Origin of the sequence: Campylobacter sp. IFREMER_LSEM_CL2151 (assembly GCF_025771725.1) — a bacterium.
Taxonomy (GTDB): domain Bacteria; phylum Campylobacterota; class Campylobacteria; order Campylobacterales; family Campylobacteraceae; genus Campylobacter_D; species Campylobacter_D lari_C.
On record NZ_JAKMQT010000009.1, the window covers coordinates 1 to 20,739 of the forward strand.

A 20,739-nucleotide genomic window follows, 5' to 3' on the forward strand; every position below is an offset into this window, starting at 1 on the left:
GATTCGAACCAACGGCCCCCTCCTTAAAAGGGAGATGCTCTACCGGCTGAGCTAACGAGACAATCAAAAAATGAAATTATGCCAAAAGAATATTCTTTTGTCAAGATATAATATAAAATTTTGAGCATATTTTTTAATATGCTCAAAATTTAGGCTAAATCTAAAGAAACTTTTCCATTTTTAATTTCTGCAACTTTAACTTTAATTTCATTGCCTACTTCTAACTTTTCTTTAATCTTAGAATTATGCAATAAACCATCCACGCCTTCTTTAAGTTCTACAAAAACTCCAAATTCTACAACTTTTTGAACTTTTCCTATAAATTCTTCTCCGATATCAAATTTAGGCATTTCTTTTCTATCGCGTTTTTTATTAGAACCCTTAGAATGGAGTAAATTTAATATATATTCTTTGCTTTGAGAAATTAAATCATGATTAATTCCTGCTATCTTAACTTCGCCTTTATCTCTATCTAAGTCGATATTAACTTCAAATTTTTCGATGATCTCTTTTATAGTTTTACCGCCTTGACCTATGATATCAGGGATTTTGTTTGGATCTACATTAAAGATCTCAATCTTTGGTAAAATAGCCTCATTAACAATGATATTTCTATCAGCTTCTTCCATTAGTTTTAAAATATACTCTCTAGCTTCTTTTGCTTGATACAAAGCTTCTTTTAAAACCTGTTGCTCTATACCACCAAGTTTTATATCCATCTGCAAAGCAGTAATCCCTTCATAACTTCCTGCTACTTTAAAATCCATATCTCCATCGTGATCTTCAAGCCCCATGATATCGGTTAAAATAGCATATTTTTCATCTTCAAAAACAAGCCCCATTGCCACACCTGCTACTAGCTTTTCACTTTTTACTCCTGCAGCTCTTAAAGCCAAAGCACCACCACAAACAGTAGCCATAGAACTAGAACCATTACTTTCTAAAATTTCAGATACCAAACGAATGGTATGAGCATAATCTACATCCACACTAGGATGCAAAGCTCGTTTTGCTAAATTTCCATGCCCTAGCTCTCTTCTACCAGGAGCTTTTATAGGACTAGCCTCACCTACAGAAAATCCCGGAAAATTATAATTAACCATAAATTTTTCACAAATTGGATTTTTTTCTGTTAGCAAATCTGACATTTGCGCATCATTATCATTTCCTAAAGTTGCAACAACTAAGGCTTGGGTTTGTCCTCTAGTAAAAAGACAAGATCCATGAGCACTTGGTAAAATATTTGTTTCTATATCTATTTTCCTAACATCTTTCAAACCTCTACCATCTGCTCTTTTATTTTCATTAATAATTTGGTTTCTAATAAGTTCTCTTTTACATACATGCAAAGCTTTTTCAATATCTTCAAATTTCCATTCATTTTCAATAGCTATTACTTCGCTTTCAATTTCTTTTGCAATTTGTAAAATTTCACTTGCCCTTTCACTTTTTGCCATTTGATTAATAGCAATTTTAAGTTTTGTCATGTAAGTATTTTTTATATAGTCAATAATTTGAGCATTATCTAACTCTATTTTAAACTCAAGTTTGGAATTTTTTCTATAAGCAGCAAATGTTTTTTCATATTCATTGGAGCCACGTAAAATTGCATTACCTGCAAAATCTAAAGCTTTTAAAGTATCATCTTCACTTAACTCATTCATACAATGTTTATTGTTTTGCTTATTTGCCAAAGCTCTCATTTCTATCATTAAAAGCTCATCTTTAACACCTGCTACATAAAGATCTAGAGTGCTATTTTTTAGCTCACTGTTACTTGGATTTAAAACAAATTCATTATTTATACGACCTATTCTTACACCACAAACTGGCGCTTTAATAGGAATATCACTTAAATATAAAGCAACACTTGCAGCATTTAGGCTCATTACTTGTAAATCTACTTCAGGATCAGCAGAAAGAACCATAACTACAATTTGGGTTGGATAAGCATAGCCTTTTGGAAAAAGAGGTCTTAGGCTTCTATCTATAATCCTTGCACTTAAAGTTTCATTATCGCCTGGTTTGGTTTCTCTTTTTACATAGCCACCTGGAATTTTACCTGCTGCATAGGCTTTTTCTATATATTGCACCGTAAGAGGTAAAAAATCCTCTTCTACCATTTTTTCTTCTCTTGCTACAGTTGCTAAGACTACTGCATTTTTTTCTTGCATTAAAACTGCACCTGCTGCTTGTTTTGCCACTTTATCGGTATCAAATATTTCAAGATGATTATTGATATTTATTTCATGTCGCATGATTTTTCCTTTAAATTTTTATCATAGACAAAACCAAATAAGCTTTTTAAATTTTAAAAAAATTAAAACTTAAAAAGCCTGTTTTTATTTTGCCTATAAATTTATATCTAAACAACAAATTGTTTAGATATAAATTTACTTTTTTAAAGGTAAATAATATTTACTTTCTTCTAAAATATCTAAAATTTCATAGGCTTGCAAAATCGTTTTATTTTTAAAATAGAACTCAATATTCACAAAATGATCAATCTTTTGCACACAATAAACCTCATCTACAAAAACACTAATATAATCATACACATCACTTGGCATTAAAGCAGTGGCATAAATAATACTATTTACTTCTTCCTTTAGCAAACTTTTAATACATGAAGAAGCAGTAATTCCGCTTTCACAGCCCTCATGTAACATTAAAATATTTTTTCCTTTTAAGTCTTTTAAAAGATTTCCTTTTCTGTAACGATATACATTTTTTAAAATCTTTTCTTCATAAGTCCTGTTTGCCTCACCATAAATATAATCTAAGCTTATATCAAAAGCTTTAACTAAAGCCTCATTATAAACAAGCTCTTTTGTCTCACTAATCATAGCTATTTGACACTCATCATTATTAGGGGCTTTAATTTGCTCTGTAAATAAAAAATCATACGGAATTTCTAATTTTTGTGCTAGCGTATCAACAAAAATTATAGATTTTAAAGAAGGTGTAATAATAATATAATCTTTTAATTTATTTAGTGGTAATATATCATACAATCTAGCAAGCGCATCTTTTTCATCTTCAAAAAACATTATATAGACCTTTCATTTTCTTCCAAAGAAAAATCATAAGAAACTCCGCCCAACGGATAAAAATTAAACATAAAATATACACCGCTTTGATCTTTAGCGCTAATCCCTCCACTAGTAAGCTTAGGTGAAATATCCTTACGATACATCAAAGAATAATTCCAACATTTTCTTTGATAGGTATAACCTACTTCCCATTTTTCAGGATCTTTATTTAAATCAAACCACAAACCACCAAATATTTGATAGTTAGTATTTATATCATACTGAGCTTTAGTTCCTAAAAAATTATATTTTTCATTTTCATAAATTCTATAAGCATGATTTAGACTAACTTTCCACTCACCATAATCAAACAAAGCCTCACTAAATACTTTATCAAAGCGATTATCTACCCCTGAATATTCTGCTTCATTTCTCAAGCTTATATAATCATTGTAAAAATATTCTATAACATTATCAAAACCACCAAAACTACCTTCCTTGGTGAAATATTTAGCCTTTAAACTATGGTATAACTTTTTTTTACCTAAAGTATTGTAAAAATACTGATACATTGAAAAATTAAACTGCTCAGGATCATTTTTTAATTCTATAAAATCTTCAGTAATTTTACCCGATTTGGCTCCAGGTATAAAATAATTAACACCTAAATATAAAGTGTGATAAAAATTTTCATATGGCTTAGAAAGATCTGTATATAAAGAAAAATTATGTGAATTTTGAAACAAATGTTCTTGATTTTTAGCATCTGTATTAGAATAATTAACAAAATTTGCATATACTCTTTCAGTAAAAGTAAAATTTAAAAAATCATCCATAAAACTCGTATGATAGATTAAAGGCAGATCAAAATCTAATGTTTTAGCATAAATACCTGTATGTCTATAATACCTATGAAAAGAAGCGTCTAAACTATATTGTATATAATTATCAAAAAAACCATTTAAATATCTATGATATTGAAAAGATGGATATTCTTGCATGGTATCTTTATTGCTAATTTTAGAAGTGTCTATATAATACTTTGCATAAGCACCATAATAATTATCATCATCAGATAAAAAATAATTTATTTTTGAGGTAACTAAAGAAGCTTCAGTTTTTGCACTAGAACTTAAATTCATATAATCCACATCATTTAAATAAGTAGCATCAACCCACAAGCCTTCTTGAAACTCATCGCTCAAAAGACTTTTAAACAAAGCTTCACTTGAATATTTGATTTCTAAACCATAATGTTCTTTGTTTTTTAAATTTTCCTCTCTTTTGTAGCTTGATTTTTCTCCAAAAATACCACCGCTAACTTCACCTTGAGAATAAGGACCATCAATAAATCTTAAGGTTGAGTATAATCCATAACCTCTTTTTGTTCTAATCTGAGGCTCAAATTGAATATCTGCATTATCATCAATAACATAATAAATGGGCTGGTTGTAATACAGTCCCTCACTTTGCTTTAAAACTACCTGAGGGATTAACAAACCACTTTTTCTTTTAGTATCTACACTAAAACCAAAATAAGGTAAATACATCACAGGAGTATTTTTTACATACAATCTTGCATTATAAAGATGTAAAAAATTACTTTCTTTATTTAATTTTCCTTCATCGAAACGAATTTCCCAATCAGGATTTTCTACATTACAACTAGAAACAACTGACTTTTTAGTTATAACAAATTTATCATTTAAATCAGCTTGATGACATTGCAACCAAACCTCTAAATCGTTATTTGAAAAAAATAAATTTTTAAAAGCTGTTGTGTTATCTTTGAGATTAATCTTAGTATAAGTAGAATTGGTTCTTTCTTTTTGTCCTCGTAAGATATTTACATCACCAAATAATTCTAAATCTTTAGTTGCTTCATTAAATTTAGCCTCACTTGCGGTAATTAAATACAAATCAGAAACTACAACTACATTATTTTTTGCTTCTATAATATCATTTTTTTTTACAACATCTAAAGCATAAATATCTACCTTAGAAGCATATAAACTTCCTATACAAGCTAAAGAAAGTAATATTTTACGCAAGATCTATCACCACTGTTTTTGCTGCATAGTCATGCCAAGTTTTTAAAACAATATTACTCAAAGCCCAAGCAAAACCTAAACCATACAACATATCGCTAATTTGTCTTACACCTGCCCTTAAAGCACTTTGGGTAAAACTTGGCTTATCTAGCAATTCTTGATCAATCACCATAATTTTCAAAAGCATTTTCCCTAAAGTTGCACCGTATAAATAAGTAAATAAACTATGATACGCAAACTGTAAAATCAAAATTCCACCAGCAAAGCGCATTAAAAGATTATGAATTTCATCATAAGTTTGCATAGAATTAATTTTATCAAGCAAAATAATACTTACAATAGCTAAAATTACAAAACTATCAATAATATAAGCTAAAAATCTTTTTTTAAAACTTGCTATTTTTAGCTCTTCTTTTTCTAGTTTATCAAATAATTCTTGATTTGCACTCATTTAAGAACCTGAAAAGCAATATCTTTTCTATATTGTTTTCCTTTAAAATGAACATTTTCACAAAGCATATAAGCATTTTTTTGAGCTTCCTCAATGCTTTTTCCAGTTCCTACACAAACCAATACACGACCACCACTAGCATACAATTTATCATCTTCCAAACTTACACCAGCATAAGAAATATGAGAATTTTGCGGGACATTATCTATCTCGATCAAGGCTTTTGGTGAGTCCTTATAAGGATAATTTTTACTTGCGCAAACCACACCCACAGCAAATTCATTTTTAATTTTTATATGAGTATTAGCAAGATTTTTGTTCACACATGCTAAAAATAAATCCAAAGGATTTTCTATCAAAGGCATCAAAACCTCACACTCAGGATCACCAAAACGCACATTATACTCTAAAACATAAGGTTTATTATTTACAACCATTAAACCTATAAACAACACTCCAACAAATTCAGCACCTTCTTCTTTCATACCTTTAAGAGTTGGTGCCACTATATCTTTTTTCACCTGCTCTAACAAATTCTCACTTGCTAAAGCACTTGGGGCATAAGCTCCCATGCCACCTGTATTAGGTCCTTTATCATTATCTAATAATCTTTTATGATCTTGCGCAGCAGGCAATAATATAAAATCATTTCCATCACAAACTGCAAATACACTCAACTCAAAACCATCAAGATATTCTTCAATCACAACAATCTTTCCAGCTTCCCCAAAGCTTTCTCCACTTAGCATATTTTTAGTAGCTTCTAAAGCTTCTTCATGACTTTGAGCAATAATTACCCCTTTACCCGCACATAAGCCATCTGCTTTTACCACTATAGGAGGTGTTAAGGATGTAATAAATTTCTTAGCTTTTTCATAATCTGTTGTATTTAAAAATTTAGCTGTTTTAATTTTATATTTTTTTAAAAAACTCTTCATAAAAGATTTTGAAGCCTCTAACATAGCAGCAGCTTTAGTAGGCCCAAAAATAGCAATATTGTTTTCTTTAAAAAGATCTACTATACCCTCTGCTAAAAAATTTTCGCTCCCAACTATACAAAGATCAATTTCAGATGCCTTTGCATAAGCTGTAATCACCTTAGGATCTTTCATATTAAGATTAGTTCCTATTTTAGCAGTAGCACCATTTCCTGGAGCAAAATAAAATTCTAAACTATCATTTGTTTTTTGAAGAGCCAAAGCGATAGAATACTCTCTTGCACCGCTTCCTAATATTAAAATTTTCATTATTTTCCTTAAAAGTGTTGCAAAAACCCAAATGGCCGGAGTATAAGTGTCTGACCCTCAAAAAGTCAAAGTATGCCATTAGGTGATTTTTAAAGGCTGCAGCTTCTCGCTTTTTTCAAAACTCAAACGAAGTCACAGAACACGGTAAATCACACATCACAGCTTATAATTAATGTGTTGGATCCTCTTTAATACCATATCGAACCATTTAGGCAATATAATTATAACTAAGAAAACTTAAAAATAGGGTTTAAAAAGGATTTTTATAAAATTTTAAATTTAGTTTTAGAATCTTTTTTTAAGAAATATTTCCCTTCTAAGATAACATCAGCAACAGGCGCCCATATAGTCTTTTCATCTACATAAACTATATCAAATTCAGTATTTTTCATCAATCCTTGATAATTTACTTTTTTAGGTGCATGCTTAACTATATAATAAGGATTCATTGCAAAAATTTGAATCTTCATGCTAACATACAAATCAGGATTAGAAGTAACAACCAAAAAACTCTTTTCACATTCTTTTCGAACCTTTTTAACATAAGAAAGTAATAATTGATCATTTGGGTTTAATGCATGTTTATTTAGTCTATTTAAATAAAGCTCAGCAAAAGAAAGCGTGCAAAAAGAAATTTCACTTGCCGTTTTAAAATAAGAGTTTTTAATACTTGTTGATTTTAAAGATTTTTTCCAAATTTCTATATCTAATTTTGTAGCACAAATATTCAAACCTTGCTTAATTTTTTCAAAAAGTTTTTCTCTTGCCATATTAAAACTATTACTAAAAATAGTAAAATTTTTTTCATAAAAAGACTTTTTCATTGCCTCTAATTTTTCTACGCTTTTTGTAAAATAGTCAGCTTCATTTTTAATTTCTATTAATTTTTGTTTTTTACTTTGTATTAACTCTTCAAATTCTTGGCGTTTTTTACCATTTTCAGATTCTAATCTTGCTTGTTTTGATTTTATATCTGTAATTAAAGTACTCATCTGACGATCTAGTGCTAATTTTCTATTTTTCCTATTATCAATCGAAGCTAAAAGTGCTTGATAATGACATTGATGAGATAAAAACACCTCATCATACAAACGCTCCATATTGATGTGTTTTTGCTTATCTTTCATATCTTTATATGCCATTTCAAGGTGCACTATGATATTTTTCATTGCAGAAAAATCAGCTTGATTGATAGTATTATCCGAAAATAATAAAGTATCTAAAGCCTTATACAAAAAACGCTTCATAGCAAAAAAATCAATAATATATGGCACCTCATCTGTGTTAATGTCTTTTACTGCATTAATTGACAAGGTTTCATTATAAAAATATCTTTGAATGGCTTGTGGGATAGTTAAATTTAATGTGATTTTATCAAGATTATCATAATCTGTTTCTCTATAAAGTTCTTGAACATAAGCATCACGTCTTGTTAGTCTTAAATCTTCTAATTCATCATCACTATCTGTTTTCCAAAAATCTCTTTCTTTAATAAAATCATTATCTGTAAATTCTTGAAATTTGGAAGGTCTTAAATCAGTAATATGCTTTCCATCGGATCTAAATTCAACAAACATACCAACTGTTGGCATACTTCTTTTATCATGCCATGCATGTTTATTAAATTCAAAAAATGTTTTTGCTAGATTGATTACTGTTCCCCTTCCAGTAGCATCCACATAAACCATTATTTTTCCGTGCATATCCAAATCCTTGATCTAAAGAAAAATTCAATTCTTATTTTAACTTTGTTTTCATAAATTTACAATTATATTTTAAAATTTCACAAAATAAACATCTTTAGGTATTTTATTTATGTTTTTATATCAATATTTTAAAAACCCAAAACAAACAGGAGCATTTTGCGCAAGCTCCAAAAAATTAAGCAAACTTATAACTTCTCATGTTCAACATGCAAAAAATATCGTTGAAATAGGGCCTGGTACGGGAAGTTTTACAAAATATATCCTCAAACAAAAAAGTCATAATGCAAGATTTTTTGCCGTTGAAATCAATCCTCACATGGCAAAAAAATTAAAACAAAATATAAAAAATATAGATATAGAAGTCAATTCAGCAGAATTTTTACCAAATATGCTAGAAAAAAGAGCAATCAACAGCGTTGATTTAATTATCTCAGGAATTCCTTGGGCTTTATTAAATTCCAAAGAGCAAGATTTATTATTAAAATCTATTCATGATGCTTTAGAGGAAAATGGTTGTTTTGCAACATTTGCTTATATACTCCCAACACCAAAAGGAAGGGCTTTTAAGAAAAAACTTTTTGCCACTTTTAGCAAGGTAGAAATTTCACCTATCATTTGGCAAAATCTCCCTCCTGCTTTTGTATATTTTTGTACTAAATAATCATTCCCATTCAATCGTTGCTGGTGGCTTACTAGAAATATCATACACTACGCGATTGATTCCTTCTACTTCATTAATAATACGGCGTGAAATATTTTCTAATAATTCATAAGGTAAATGAGAAAAAGTCGCGGTCATACCATCGCTTGCATTAACTACACGTACACAAACTGCGTTATCATAGGTTCTATTATCTCCCATTACACCAACACTTTGCACGTTTAAAAGCACACAAAAAGCTTGCCATGTCTTATCATACCAACCACTGCTTTTTAATTCTTCGATCAAAATAACATCTGCTTTTCTTAAAAGCTCCAAGCTAGGCTCATTTACCTCGCCCATTATACGTATAGCAAGACCTGGCCCTGGAAAAGGATGGCGATAAACTACATCTTTACTTAAACCAAGTTCCATTCCCAAAGCTCTTACCTCATCTTTAAAAATTTCCTTTAAAGGCTCGATGAGTTTTAAATTCATCTTTTCAGGCAAACCGCCCACATTGTGATGAGATTTTATAGTCTTACTAGCCCCTACAACCGAGCTTTCAATAATATCAGTATACAAAGTCCCTTGTGCTAGATATTTTACGTCTTTATGTTTTTTAGCTTCTTCTTCAAAAACTTCTATGAAAGTATTTCCTATGATTTTTCTCTTTTGTTCAGGATCTCTTACCCCTGCTAAACGACTTAAGAAAACCTCCCTTGCATCAATACTGATTAGATCAATACCCAAGGTGTGTCTAAACATATACTCAACTTGTTCTTTTTCACCGCTTCTTAAAAGACCATTATCAACAAAAACAACTACTACTTGATCTTTTATCGCACTTGCTAATAATGCAGCCACCACGCTGCTATCAACCCCGCCACTAACAGCACAAAGTACTTTATCATTTCCTACTTCTTCTTTGATTTTTTGTGCTTGAGTTTTTGCAAAAGATCCCATATTCCATACACTATCACAGTTACATGCATATTTTGCGAAATTTTTCAAAATGCTTTTTCCAAATTCACTATGTTGCACTTCAGGGTGAAATTGTAAAGCAAAGAATTTACGCTTCTCATCTCCAAATACACAAAATGGACTATTTTCACTAGTAGCTAAAACCTCAAAACCTTGTGGTAAATTCTCAACCTTATCAGAATGGCTCATCCATACTGTTTGCTTTTTAGGTAAATTTTTAAACAAATCACTATCATTTTGAATATCTATAGTTGCTTTGCCATATTCTTTATGACCTGCTGGGGCAACATTTGCTCCAAAATGATGTGCCATAAGTTGCATACCATAACATATTCCTAAAACTGGTATATTTAAATCAAAAACACCCTTATCACAAAAATAAGCATCATTTGCATATACACTAGCTGGCCCACCACTTAAAATAATACCTTTGGGCTCTTTAGCTTTAACCTCATCTAAACTCACATTAAAAGGTAAAATTTCTGCATACACACCCTGCTCTCTTAATCTTCTAGCAATGAGTTGTGTGTATTGTGAACCAAAGTCCAAAACTAAAATATCTGCTTTTTTCATCTAACTCCTTTATAAATTTAACAATTGAAATTGTACATACCAAACTATAATAGATATTATATAACCAACCAAAATCGTCCATGCATATTTTAAATGAGCATTAAAAGTATAAATTCCTTTCATTTTACCCATTACTCCCACTCCAGCAGCTGAACCAAAACTAATCAAAGATCCCCCTATTCCCGCTGTAAGAGTCACTAAAAGCCATTGAGTATCATCCATACTTGGATTTGCTTTTAATACCGCGCTCATAACTGGAACATTATCTACAATAGCGGATAAAAATCCTACTCCTATATTAATACTAGTAGCTCCAAATTTTGCATAAAGATCAGAAGCATATGCAAGCCAACCAACAAAATGCAAAGCACCTACAGCAGATAAAATACCAAAGAAAAATAATAAAGTATCCATTTCAATACGTGTCATATAATGAAAAATATTTAAATCTTTTTTACCTTGTTTTCTATTGAAAAAATACATATATAAACTAAGCAATGAAAGACCAAAAATCATACCCCACATTGCAGGTAAATCACAAATACTATGAATAAATACTGCTAAAGCTATAGTTAAAAAACCAAGCACAATAAAAACTTTACCGCCTGGTTTAATTTCTACTTTTTCTAAATTATCCTTATGGAAATTTGGCTTAATATTAGGCACATAACGTGACAATAAATAAGCAGTAAGCAACCAGCCAATAAAAGAGGCAGGAAAAAGAGCAAAAAATTCAAAAAATGTGGCTTTTTTTGCTGTCCAAACCATCAAAGTAGTAATATCACCAAAAGGCGACCAAGCTCCACCGGCATTAGCTGCTACTACAATATTTATAGCACCTGGGATTAAAAATTCTTTATTATGTTTATCTATAGTTAAAAGCACAGTGGATAAAATCAAAGCTGTTGTAAGATTATCTGCAATTGGAGAGATAAAAAAAGCTAAAATACCTGTTAGCCAAAATAACTTTCTATAAGTATAACCCTTGCTTACAAGTTTGTATTTTAAAGTTTCAAAAACTGATCTTTCTATCAAAGCTTCTATAAAAGTCATAGCGGCTATTAAGAAAAACACAATTTGTGCAATTTCTAAAATAAGATGATTAACACTCTCTTCAAGCATTTGCGTATCTAAATCATTCATTACCATATATATACCTATGATAACAAAAGATAAAGTTCCTATAAATAAAGCAGGCTTAGTTTTATTGATATGATATTTCTCTTCTGCTGCGATAAAATAATAACCTAATATAAAAATTATTAAAACACCTATACCCAAAGCGCTAAAAGCCAAATTCAACTCATGAGTTTGACCTGCTAATAAAAAACTAATACTAAAACAAAGTAAAAAAAGTATTCTACTCATATTTCACTCTCCAAAGATTGGAATTTTTTAATCTCTTTTACACTGCCATTATTATCTTTTATCTCATAAAATGGAGCATCCTTATAGCCACATGCATTTAGAAATATTAATAAAAAAAATGTTAAAATAATTAAATGAAAATTAAAACGAGTCATTACATCATCAACGAGCTTGCTGATTTTAAACATTATAAACCTTTAAAAATATTTTTTCAATATAAAGAGTTTTTAAATTTGTTTAATCACAATCACCAACAAATGATTACTAAACTCTTTATAAAAAATAATACTTTGATTATTTTAGTTAAACACCACATTGCGTATATGGAGCTTAATCACGATAATACCAAAAAAATGATTAAAAGTCTCATAAAAAACTATACTTTAGCTAGGCCAATGAGTAATTTTGCAAAAGTAGAAAATATAAAAATACTTAATGATAAAAACTTTATATCTAAAAATAGTATTTTTGCCGATCATAAAAAAACTCATCTAGAGCTTTCTAATGGAAATTTTAAAAATCATTTTGAAAATCCTATTTTATATAATAAATTTGAAGAATTACGAAAGCTTATAAAAAATGCTTGAAAATGAACTCAAAACCTTGCCAAATTTGCCGGGTGTGTATCAGTATTTTGATATTCAAGGTAAGCTTTTATATGTAGGTAAGGCCAAGAATTTAAAAAACCGTGTTAGAAGTTATTTTAACTTCACTCCAAATCTTTGCCCAAATCCTAATAATAGCTTAAGAATTCAAAAAATGATTAGTCAAACACATCATTTAGAATTTATCACCACAAAAAGCGAGGCTGATGCTTTAATACTAGAAAATTCTTTTATAAAGCAACTTCATCCAAAATATAATATACTATTAAGAGATGATAAAACCTACCCTTATATTTACATAGATTTAAACGAAGATTTTCCTAGATTTGAAATTACAAGAAAAATCATCAAAAAAAACAAAATAAAATATTTTGGTCCATTTTTTAAAGGAGCAAAAGAGCTTTTAAATGCTTTGTATTTATCATTTGAACTAAGACAAAAAAAATCCTGCAAAGAACTTTGCCTTTTTTATCAAATTAAACGCTGTAAAGGACCATGTGAAGAAAAAATCTCTAAACAAGAATATGAAAAAATTATCCAAAAGGCTACTCAAGCTCTTTTAAATCCCTTATCTTTAACAAAAAACTTAGAAAATAAAATGCTTGAATATGCAAAAAACGAAAACTACGAAGAAGCAGCTATTATAAGAGATCAAATCAAAACAATAGAAAATTTAAGCGTAAAAATACAAATAGACCTTGCAAAATTAGAAGATTTTGATGTTTTTGCCATATACCATGAAGTAAATATACTCTCTATGGTGCGTTTTGTTATAAATAATGGCAAAATAATTAGCTCAAACCATAAAGTGCTAACCCTAAATCATCAAGAAGAATTTGACCTAAATGCAGTATATAAGCAATATATATTAGAAAATTACACCCAAGATAGCCCAATAAATTCAACCCGAATTTATACGCATGAAGAATTTGAAGATATGAACCTTTTGCAAAATTTACTTAGTGAAAGGTTTTCTAGGAAATTTCACCTTAAGACTCCAAAACTTGGTGAAAAAAAAGCCTTGTGCGAACTTGCACTAGAAAATGCAAAAATAAACATACAAAAACACTTAAAAAGTGATGATTATTTATTTTTAAAAGAATTAAAAGAATTTTTTAACTTGCAAAATTATCCTAATTATATAGAAATTTTTGACAATTCTCATATGCAAGGTGAGGCAAATGTCGGTGCTTTGGTAGCCTATAAAGATGGAAAATTTGATAAAAGTTCTTATAGACACTACCATTTATCCTATAAAAATGATTACGATCAAATGCTTCAAACCCTTAGTAAAAGAGCTATGTCATTTGATAAAAATCCTCCGCCTGATTTATGGTTAATTGATGGGGGAGATGCTTTATTAAAACTAGCCAATGATATCATCAAAAGTTCTGGGGCAAATGTAGATATTTTAGCAATTTCTAAAGAAAAAATAGACGCAAAAGCTTATAGGGCAAAAGGAAGTGCGAAAGATAAAATTTATACCCAAGAAGGTAAAATTCAACTTTCAACCGATGATAAAAAATTACAATTTTTACAAAAATTACGCGATGAAGCACATCGCTTTGCAATTAGTTTTCATCAAAAAACAAAAAGAAAACAAGATTTGCAAAGTTCTAGGTTAATACAACTTGGAATTTCCCAAGGATATATTAAAAAATTTTTAGATTATTATGGTAGTTTTAATGAAATTAGCAAAGCTAGTTTTGATGAATTAAAATCACTCTCCAATGTAAAAATAGCTAAATTAATCAAGGAAAATTTATGATATTATTTATTAGTCTTTTGACTTTAATTTTATGTTTTTTAAATTATTATTTTTTATATCCTATCGATCAAAAACTATTCTTCATTTATACTTTTATGAGTATTTTGATTTTTATCATTGCATGTGTTTATATAATCTTAAAAAATCAAAAACTTAAAAAAGATAATATCATTATTCAAGAAATAGAAAAATTTTTAAAAATATCAAGTTCAACCTCTTTAATAGATCTAAAAGAAAAATTAAAAACATCATTTGAGCTAACGCAAAAACAATTGCAAGATCAAAAAATACAAAACAAACTTTTACAAAAAAACTTGCAATATCTTATTCAAAGTTTTAACTATATGGGATTAGAAAATTCCATTGCACTAAAACCGATTTTAAAAAAATATCAAATAAATACAAAAACAAAAAATATTATTTTTAAGAATATCCACGCATGCATTGTAAATGATGATATGATTGAAAATTTTTTATTACAATGTATTTTATTAGATATAGGCATTAGTAGTGAAATTTTTGATGATTTTCAAAAAGTAGAGAAAAAATATTCCTTTATTATTTCAAAGAAGAAAATAAAAAATACGCTAAACTACACATTTGTAGATGTCAATGTCAAAGATCTTATCAATTTTTTAAGTACAAATTTTAAAGAAGAAAGTTATCAAATAGCAAATTTATACAATGTATTGATTTTTAAATCTTCTAGTTTTGAAAATAATCTAATTTTAAATATAACCAATCAATTTTGCTCAAATAATCAAATCGTAGATAGCCTAAGTGATTTTAAGAACGCTTTAAAATTAAATTTTAGATTAATTTTGGTTGATTATGAAGTCATAAAGTTCGATATTTTACATTTTAGTCAAATACTACATGAATATAAAATACAAAATTCACAAAATAAAATTTTACTTTTTACCAAAAATAGAGTTAAAAATTGCGATTTTGCCGATGAAATTATAAATGACATTAGCAAAAATGAATGGATAATTTTACTTAAAAAATATATCAATCAAGTTTAGTTCTATGATTAATAGCCTTATGTAAAGATATAAAATCGACATTTTCCAAACTCACACCACTTGGGATGCCTTGAGCTATTTGAGAAAAACTCAAATTTAAATCTTTTAATTTTTCTTCTATAAAAAAAACAATAGCATCAGAATTTAGGCCTTGTGTGAAAGCAAAAAATATTTCTGTGGTTTTATTATACTCAATCATGCTTCTTAATTTTATAATGTTTTCTTCACTTGTATCATCAAGTACAAAATAAAGCCCATCATAACTTCTGCTATCTTCTAAAACCAAAACATCTTTAGAATCTTGAACTATACAGATAATATTATGATTTCTTTCTATATTAGAACAAACTTCACATAATTCATTTTCACTTAAAGCACCACATTGTGTGCATTTTTTTATCATTCTTATGGATTCTTCAATATGATAAGCAAGTTTAGAACCCAACAAAGGATCTTTTATACAAACATGATATGCAAGCCTTAAAGCAGATTTCTTTCCTATGGTAGGCAATGCAGAAAAAGCAGCTACCAACTCATTAAATTTTTCTAAGCCTTTCAAAATTATTTCAACCTTGAGAAAACAATTTTAAAAGTATGATAACCATCTTCATAACTATAGGTTAGATTATAACCATGAAGATTGCAAATATTATTAATAATATAAAGTCCTAACCCCATTCCTTCTACTTGGGTATTATGCTCTCTTACAAAAGGTTTTAAATAATAATCAAAAGTTTTTTTAAGTTGAATTCCCTTATTTCTAACAATAATATAATCTCCAGAACATATAATCTCGCAAGCTTTATCAACTGAGTATTTAATAGCATTGTCAATTAAATTTTTAAGCATTAAAGAAAAGAGTTCTAGATCAGCAATTATCATAGTATCCTCTTTATAAGTAATCTTTAATTTTTGATAAAAATCATCTCTCATTAAATAGTCTTCAGCCTGCTCTAAAATCAAACTCAGATGATAAGTTTGCAAATTAAGCTGACAATTTCTTGATAAAACTTTTTCAATTTTTCCAAATTCATCTATTAATAATTCAAGTCTTTCAAAAATCGCCACCAAACGATCTTTTTGCTTTTGATTATCTAGCATTTCACAAACTATTCTACCTTTTCCAATAGGTGTTTTAAGCTCGTGCATAATCATTCTTAAGAAAAACTGTCTTGATTTTACAAGTTCTTGAATTTTATTGATAGCATGATCAAATTCAAAAGAAATTTCAGAAATTTCATCATTAATCTGAGAATATTCAGATAAAGGTTCAATTTTACCTGCGCTAATATTTTTAATTTTCTTTTTTAAAATTTTCAAAGGCATTAAAGATCTTAATACTGAAAAATATAAAAATATAATTAAAATCAAGCTAAAAAAGAAACTCAATAAAAATAAATACTCAAGACGCGCAGAAGCGTTTAACTCATAAAGATGTTTTGTGTTAAGTTGCTCTACATAGAAAAAAATTTGATTATGATAAATAATAGAAGAAAAGCTTCCATACAAGGAATTAACCCTAAGTACTTTTTCACCTTTGGCAACAATATGTTTTATATTACGCTCATTTTCAACTAATTTAAAAGATTTAGAAAGAAGATACTCATGTATTGAAAAACCTTCTTTTCTTTCTAAATTATATATTATCTTTTCTACAATTTCCTTTTGTCTGCTTTGCTCATTAGTTAAATAAGAATCTATCTGAACCTTACCTAAAAGCACAAACAAGGCACAAACAAACAAAAAAGCTGTTGCAAAAAGGACCGTGATCTTAAGGTTAATAGTTACTTTCATCCTATTAATTTGTATCCTATTCCTCTAACTGAGAAAATGTGTTTTGGTGCTTTTGAACTATCGCCAATCTTGGTTCTAAGCCTACCAATAATTACATCTAAACTCTTAGAATCTTTATCTTTTAAACTCTTACAGTGATATACAAGTTGCTCTCTACTAACTGAAAATCCATGTTGTCTTATCATATAACTTAAAATTTCATACTCAGCAGGTGTTAAAACTAAAACTTCATCATTGTAACTAATCTCATGTCTTTTTTCATCAATTTTAAACGCTGAATTGATGATTTTCTCAGGAGTTTCATTTACGCGTTTTGAACGACGAATCAAACTCATAATTCTTGCATGCATTTCTTTTGGATCATAAGGTTTTGGTAGATAATCATCCGCACCTATTTGAAGTCCTACAATTTTATCACTCAAATCACTTCTAGCTGAAGAAATAATAATAGGAATACTATATTTTTCCCTTATTTCACGACAAACTTCAAGACCATCAAGTCCAGGTAAAGTTAAATCAAGAATTAAACAATCATAGTTTTTTATACCAGCACTCATTCCTAAATACGGATCTTCATAATTAGTAACTTTTATATTAAACTGGGCCAAATATTCTGCCAAAAACTCTGCAAAATCTGGATCATCTTCGATCATTAAAACATTAATCATCTCTACCCCTTTAGTGAAAATATGTTACAAACTTAATATTATAACACATAATTTAACTATTCATTTATTTTTTTGCTAAAATTACAATATTAATTTTTCAAGAGAGGAAAAAAGTGGAACTTAACTATTATGAAATACTAGAAATTTCTCAAACATCAGACAAAGAAACCATAAAAAAAGCTTATAGAAAAATGGCATTAAAATATCATCCTGATAGAAACCAAGGAGATAAAGAAGCTGAAGAAAAATTTAAACTTGTCAACGAAGCTTATGAAGTTCTTAGCAATGATGAAAAAAGAAGCATATATGATAGATATGGAAAAGAAGGGCTTAAAGGACAAACAGGTGGATTTAATGGCTTTGGTGATGTTGATTTAGGAGATATATTTTCAAGCTTTTTTGGAGATAATTTTGGTTTTGGAGGCTCAGCACGCAAAAAGGAAAAAGGAAATAAATATCCTCACGATTTAAAAATAGCGACAAAAATTAGCCTTAAAGAAGCTGTTTTTGGTTGCAAAAAAACAATCGATTTTACCTATAAAAGCTTTTGTAAATCCTGCAAAGGAAGTGGCTCGGAAAATGGAAAATTAGATACTTGTCCTCATTGTGGAGGAAAAGGGCAAGTTGGTGTTAGACAAGGTTTTATGACCTTTGTGCAAACTTGTGATCATTGCAAAGGAAGTGGTCAGATTATCAAAGATAAATGTAAAACATGCCATGGTAATGGTTATGAAGAAATTAAAGATCGTATAGAGCTTGATATACCAGAAGGTATAGATAGCGGTATGAGCCTTAGAGTACAAAACAAAGCTAATGAGCTTCCAAATTCTTCCCAAAGAGGTGATTTGTATATCAAAATTATCGTAGAAGATGATGATAAATTTATCAGACATGATGATGATATCTATACCATAGTACCTGTATTTTTTACCCAAGCTGCTCTAGGAAAGACTATTAAAGTTTCTACCATAAGAGGAGAGGCTGATCTTAAACTTCCAGTAGGTGCAAAAGATAAACAAAAATTTGAATTAGCTAATGAAGGTGTTAAAAATATTCATAATGGAAAATTAGGCTCACATATTGTACAAATTGAAATAAAATTTCCAAAAACACTTACTGATGAACAAAAAAATCTACTATTTCAACTTGAAAAAAGCTTTGGCTTAGCAGATGAAGAAGCTTTTATAGAACAAGAAAGCTTGTTTGATAAAATCAAATCTTGGTTTAGTCACTAAGGAAGTTTTAAAGCCATCTCCATGGCTTTATAAATTTCTTCTATTTTTTGACACTCTAAAAATAACTCAAAAGCAAAAATACCTTGCCATAAAAGCATTTGTGTGCCATCTTTTATTGTCAAGCCATTTTCTCTTGCTAAATTTAAAAAAGGTGTATTTTTACCATAAATCACATCAAATGCATATTTGGCATTTAGAAAAAAACCTTTTAAAATATCTTCTTGACAAGGTAATTTTTCATCATTTAAACCCGCGCTAGTTGTATTAATAATCAAATCAAAATTTTTACTTAAATCAAGTTGGGCATATAAAAAACATGGGTAATCGGTTAAATTTTCAAATCTAGCACTAGAGCGATTTGCTATTGTAACTTCAATTTTTGTAGACTTTAAAGCATAAGCTAAAGCTTTAGCCGTACCCCCAGCACCCAAAATCAAAGCATTTTTGATAAGAGAAAAATCTTCAATCGCTTTTAGAAATCCTAGATAATCTGTATTATAAGCATAAATTTTGTTATTTTTATTTAACAAAGTATTAGCAGAGCCTATATGCATAACACCTTCATCTTTAAAATCAGCTATTTCACAAGCTACTTCTTTAAAAGGTATGGTGATATTAGCACCATCTAATTTTTGAACAATTTCTTTTAATTTTGTTTTATCTTTTAGATGATATCTTGTATAAACTGCGTCTTTTTTGAGAGCTTGCAAGGCATTATTATGCATTCTTGGAGATTTAGAATGCATAATAGGATCGCCTATAACTGCAAAAGTTTTCATTTTACTCTAAATGTAAAAGCACCTTTTGCGATTTTAGAACGTACTTTTTCTAACTCAGCCTTTAATTCACTTTCTTTATAAGGCCCAACTAAAACTTTTGTTAGCTCTTTACCATTTACTGTTGTTTTATAAATTTTATAATCATATCCATTTTCTTTAAGTATATTTAATTCTTTTGATTTAGGATCTAAACTATTTAAAGAAAAAACTTGAATATAAGCACCTGCAGGAAGTTGCGTTTGAACATTTGGGGTTTTTATACTCTCAAACAATTCATTTGTATTACTTTGCTCTGGAACTTTTGTTTTTTCAACTACATTATTTTTTGGTTTTTCAGAAGGTTTTTGAATTGGTTTTTCTATGGATTTTTCTACAGGCTTAATCTCTTCTTGTTTTTCTTCCACCTTAGCTGGCTCTTCTTTTGATTCTACTGTAGTAATTTGATCTAACACACTATTGCTTGGAACTTCTTGCTTTTCCTCTATAGTAGTATTTGTATCATTCAAAGAGCTTTCTTCTTTTAATTTTCTAGCTAAAGCTTCAAATTCATCTTCTTCTTTAGTACTATCTGTAATAGGTAAAGAATTAAAATTATTTCCATAAGTAGCTTGCTCTTGCGGCTCTGATGGCATTTGTAATGTTTTTTCTTCACCTGGATCATTGATTAGTTTCATTGCTATCATAACAACTAAAAATACAATGATTAAAATAATTGATCTAAGCAAAATTTTTTTAAGCTTTTCGCTTTTATTGTTTTTTTGCAAAATAATATCATCAAATTCATTTTTGTTATTTTCTTCCATTTTTTCATCC

18 protein-coding genes are annotated in these 20,739 nt (G+C 28.9%); 5 read left to right on the forward strand and 13 right to left on the reverse strand.

Annotated elements, in window-relative coordinates; all coding sequences use genetic code 11:
* Window positions 1-149 precede the first annotated feature (149 nt).
* From L8V82_RS06980 to L8V82_RS07005, 6 genes are all read right to left on the reverse strand, one after another.
* A complete protein-coding gene (locus L8V82_RS06980; RefSeq protein WP_263724464.1) occupies window positions 150-2,258 on the reverse strand; it encodes a polyribonucleotide nucleotidyltransferase in 2,109 nt (702 codons plus the stop codon).
* Between the two features lie 135 nt (window positions 2,259-2,393).
* On the reverse strand, window positions 2,394-3,050 hold the full coding sequence (locus tag L8V82_RS06985; protein ID WP_263724465.1) for a phosphoribosyltransferase family protein: 657 nt from the start codon (window positions 3,048-3,050) through the stop codon (window positions 2,394-2,396).
* Window positions 3,050-5,086, reverse strand: coding sequence for an LPS-assembly protein LptD (locus L8V82_RS06990; protein ID WP_263724490.1), 2,037 nt, complete (start codon window positions 5,084-5,086; stop codon window positions 3,050-3,052). The genes L8V82_RS06985 and L8V82_RS06990 overlap by 1 nt, the downstream gene beginning before the upstream one ends.
* The gene (locus tag L8V82_RS06995; protein ID WP_263724466.1) at window positions 5,076-5,534 is read right to left on the reverse strand and encodes an RDD family protein; all 459 of its coding nucleotides are present in this window, start codon (window positions 5,532-5,534) and stop codon (window positions 5,076-5,078) included. The genes L8V82_RS06990 and L8V82_RS06995 overlap by 11 nt, the downstream gene beginning before the upstream one ends.
* The gene (gene purD, locus L8V82_RS07000; RefSeq protein ID WP_263724467.1) at window positions 5,531-6,781 is read right to left on the reverse strand and encodes a phosphoribosylamine--glycine ligase; all 1,251 of its coding nucleotides are present in this window, start codon (window positions 6,779-6,781) and stop codon (window positions 5,531-5,533) included. The genes L8V82_RS06995 and purD overlap by 4 nt, the downstream gene beginning before the upstream one ends.
* A gap of 263 nt (window positions 6,782-7,044) precedes the next feature.
* Window positions 7,045-8,484 (reverse strand): hypothetical protein, encoded by a 1,440-nt coding sequence (locus L8V82_RS07005; RefSeq protein WP_263724468.1) that lies wholly within the window; start codon window positions 8,482-8,484, stop codon window positions 7,045-7,047.
* A 112-nt stretch (window positions 8,485-8,596) separates the two neighbouring features.
* On the opposite strand from L8V82_RS07005, the gene L8V82_RS07010 reads away from it, so the two are divergent.
* Window positions 8,597-9,148, forward strand: coding sequence for a class I SAM-dependent methyltransferase (locus tag L8V82_RS07010; protein ID WP_039617837.1), 552 nt, complete (start codon window positions 8,597-8,599; stop codon window positions 9,146-9,148).
* On the opposite strand, the gene guaA is transcribed toward L8V82_RS07010, so the two are convergent.
* Both guaA and nhaD read right to left on the reverse strand, forming a co-directional pair.
* Entirely contained in the window at window positions 9,149-10,684 is a 1,536-nt protein-coding gene (gene guaA, locus L8V82_RS07015; RefSeq protein ID WP_263690504.1) for a glutamine-hydrolyzing GMP synthase, read from the reverse strand.
* Between the two features lie 9 nt (window positions 10,685-10,693).
* On the reverse strand, window positions 10,694-12,052 hold the full coding sequence (gene nhaD, locus L8V82_RS07020) for a sodium:proton antiporter NhaD (protein ID WP_039617835.1): 1,359 nt from the start codon (window positions 12,050-12,052) through the stop codon (window positions 10,694-10,696).
* A gap of 134 nt (window positions 12,053-12,186) precedes the next feature.
* Here nhaD and L8V82_RS07025 point away from each other — a divergent pair, with 134 nt between their 5' ends.
* From L8V82_RS07025 to L8V82_RS07035, 3 genes are read left to right on the forward strand one after another with little or no spacing between them, the layout of a single operon-like run.
* Window positions 12,187-12,639 (forward strand): hypothetical protein, encoded by a 453-nt coding sequence (locus tag L8V82_RS07025; RefSeq protein WP_263690503.1) that lies wholly within the window; start codon window positions 12,187-12,189, stop codon window positions 12,637-12,639.
* Window positions 12,632-14,425 (forward strand): excinuclease ABC subunit UvrC, encoded by a 1,794-nt coding sequence (gene uvrC / locus L8V82_RS07030; RefSeq protein ID WP_263724469.1) that lies wholly within the window; start codon window positions 12,632-12,634, stop codon window positions 14,423-14,425. Before L8V82_RS07025 ends, uvrC begins: the two co-directional genes overlap by 8 nt.
* Entirely contained in the window at window positions 14,422-15,450 is a 1,029-nt protein-coding gene (locus L8V82_RS07035) for a hypothetical protein (RefSeq protein ID WP_263724470.1), read from the forward strand. The genes uvrC and L8V82_RS07035 overlap by 4 nt, the downstream gene beginning before the upstream one ends.
* On the opposite strand, the gene L8V82_RS07040 is transcribed toward L8V82_RS07035, so the two are convergent.
* From L8V82_RS07040 to L8V82_RS07050, 3 genes are read right to left on the reverse strand one after another with little or no spacing between them, the layout of a single operon-like run.
* Complete coding sequence (locus L8V82_RS07040; RefSeq protein ID WP_263724491.1) at window positions 15,437-16,012, reverse strand: recombination protein RecR; 576 nt, start codon at window positions 16,010-16,012, stop codon at window positions 15,437-15,439. The genes L8V82_RS07035 and L8V82_RS07040 overlap by 14 nt on opposite strands.
* Complete coding sequence (locus L8V82_RS07045) at window positions 16,012-17,244, reverse strand: ArsS family sensor histidine kinase (protein WP_263724471.1); 1,233 nt, start codon at window positions 17,242-17,244, stop codon at window positions 16,012-16,014. The genes L8V82_RS07040 and L8V82_RS07045 overlap by 1 nt, the downstream gene beginning before the upstream one ends.
* Window positions 17,241-17,912, reverse strand: coding sequence for a response regulator transcription factor (locus L8V82_RS07050; protein ID WP_039617824.1), 672 nt, complete (start codon window positions 17,910-17,912; stop codon window positions 17,241-17,243). The genes L8V82_RS07045 and L8V82_RS07050 overlap by 4 nt, the downstream gene beginning before the upstream one ends.
* 113 nt (window positions 17,913-18,025) lie before the next feature.
* Between L8V82_RS07050 and dnaJ the strand changes: the two genes are divergently transcribed.
* Window positions 18,026-19,147: a molecular chaperone DnaJ gene (gene dnaJ, locus L8V82_RS07055; RefSeq protein WP_263724472.1), complete on the forward strand. Its 1,122-nt coding sequence runs from the start codon at window positions 18,026-18,028 to the stop codon at window positions 19,145-19,147.
* Here dnaJ and L8V82_RS07060 read toward each other — a convergent pair.
* Both L8V82_RS07060 and L8V82_RS07065 read right to left on the reverse strand, forming a co-directional pair.
* Window positions 19,144-19,926: a shikimate dehydrogenase gene (locus L8V82_RS07060; RefSeq protein ID WP_263724473.1), complete on the reverse strand. Its 783-nt coding sequence runs from the start codon at window positions 19,924-19,926 to the stop codon at window positions 19,144-19,146. The two genes, dnaJ and L8V82_RS07060, sit on opposite strands and share 4 nt — an antisense overlap.
* Window positions 19,923-20,729, reverse strand: coding sequence for an SPOR domain-containing protein (locus L8V82_RS07065; RefSeq protein ID WP_263724474.1), 807 nt, complete (start codon window positions 20,727-20,729; stop codon window positions 19,923-19,925). Before L8V82_RS07065 ends, L8V82_RS07060 begins: the two co-directional genes overlap by 4 nt.
* Window positions 20,730-20,739 lie beyond the last annotated feature (10 nt).

What these genes read in the sequence shown, in the direction of transcription:
- L8V82_RS07025 (WP_263690503.1), top strand. Translation starts at nt 12,187, where the DNA reads ATGAAAATTAAAACGAGTCATTACATCATCAACGAGCTTGCTGATTTT.
- L8V82_RS07050 (WP_039617824.1), bottom strand. Translation starts at nt 17,912, where the DNA reads ATGATTAATGTTTTAATGATCGAAGATGATCCAGATTTTGCAGAGTTT.
- uvrC (WP_263724469.1), top strand. Translation starts at nt 12,632, where the DNA reads ATGCTTGAAAATGAACTCAAAACCTTGCCAAATTTGCCGGGTGTGTAT.
- L8V82_RS07065 (WP_263724474.1), bottom strand. Translation starts at nt 20,729, where the DNA reads ATGGAAGAAAATAACAAAAATGAATTTGATGATATTATTTTGCAAAAA.
- L8V82_RS07060 (WP_263724473.1), bottom strand. Translation starts at nt 19,926, where the DNA reads ATGAAAACTTTTGCAGTTATAGGCGATCCTATTATGCATTCTAAATCT.
- guaA (WP_263690504.1), bottom strand. Translation starts at nt 10,684, where the DNA reads ATGAAAAAAGCAGATATTTTAGTTTTGGACTTTGGTTCACAATACACA.
- L8V82_RS07035 (WP_263724470.1), top strand. Translation starts at nt 14,422, where the DNA reads ATGATATTATTTATTAGTCTTTTGACTTTAATTTTATGTTTTTTAAAT.
- L8V82_RS07045 (WP_263724471.1), bottom strand. Translation starts at nt 17,244, where the DNA reads ATGAAAGTAACTATTAACCTTAAGATCACGGTCCTTTTTGCAACAGCT.
- L8V82_RS06980 (WP_263724464.1), bottom strand. Translation starts at nt 2,258, where the DNA reads ATGCGACATGAAATAAATATCAATAATCATCTTGAAATATTTGATACC.
- nhaD (WP_039617835.1), bottom strand. Translation starts at nt 12,052, where the DNA reads ATGAGTAGAATACTTTTTTTACTTTGTTTTAGTATTAGTTTTTTATTA.
- L8V82_RS07010 (WP_039617837.1), top strand. Translation starts at nt 8,597, where the DNA reads ATGTTTTTATATCAATATTTTAAAAACCCAAAACAAACAGGAGCATTT.
- L8V82_RS06985 (WP_263724465.1), bottom strand. Translation starts at nt 3,050, where the DNA reads ATGTTTTTTGAAGATGAAAAAGATGCGCTTGCTAGATTGTATGATATA.
- purD (WP_263724467.1), bottom strand. Translation starts at nt 6,781, where the DNA reads ATGAAAATTTTAATATTAGGAAGCGGTGCAAGAGAGTATTCTATCGCT.
- L8V82_RS06995 (WP_263724466.1), bottom strand. Translation starts at nt 5,534, where the DNA reads ATGAGTGCAAATCAAGAATTATTTGATAAACTAGAAAAAGAAGAGCTA.
- L8V82_RS07005 (WP_263724468.1), bottom strand. Translation starts at nt 8,484, where the DNA reads ATGCACGGAAAAATAATGGTTTATGTGGATGCTACTGGAAGGGGAACA.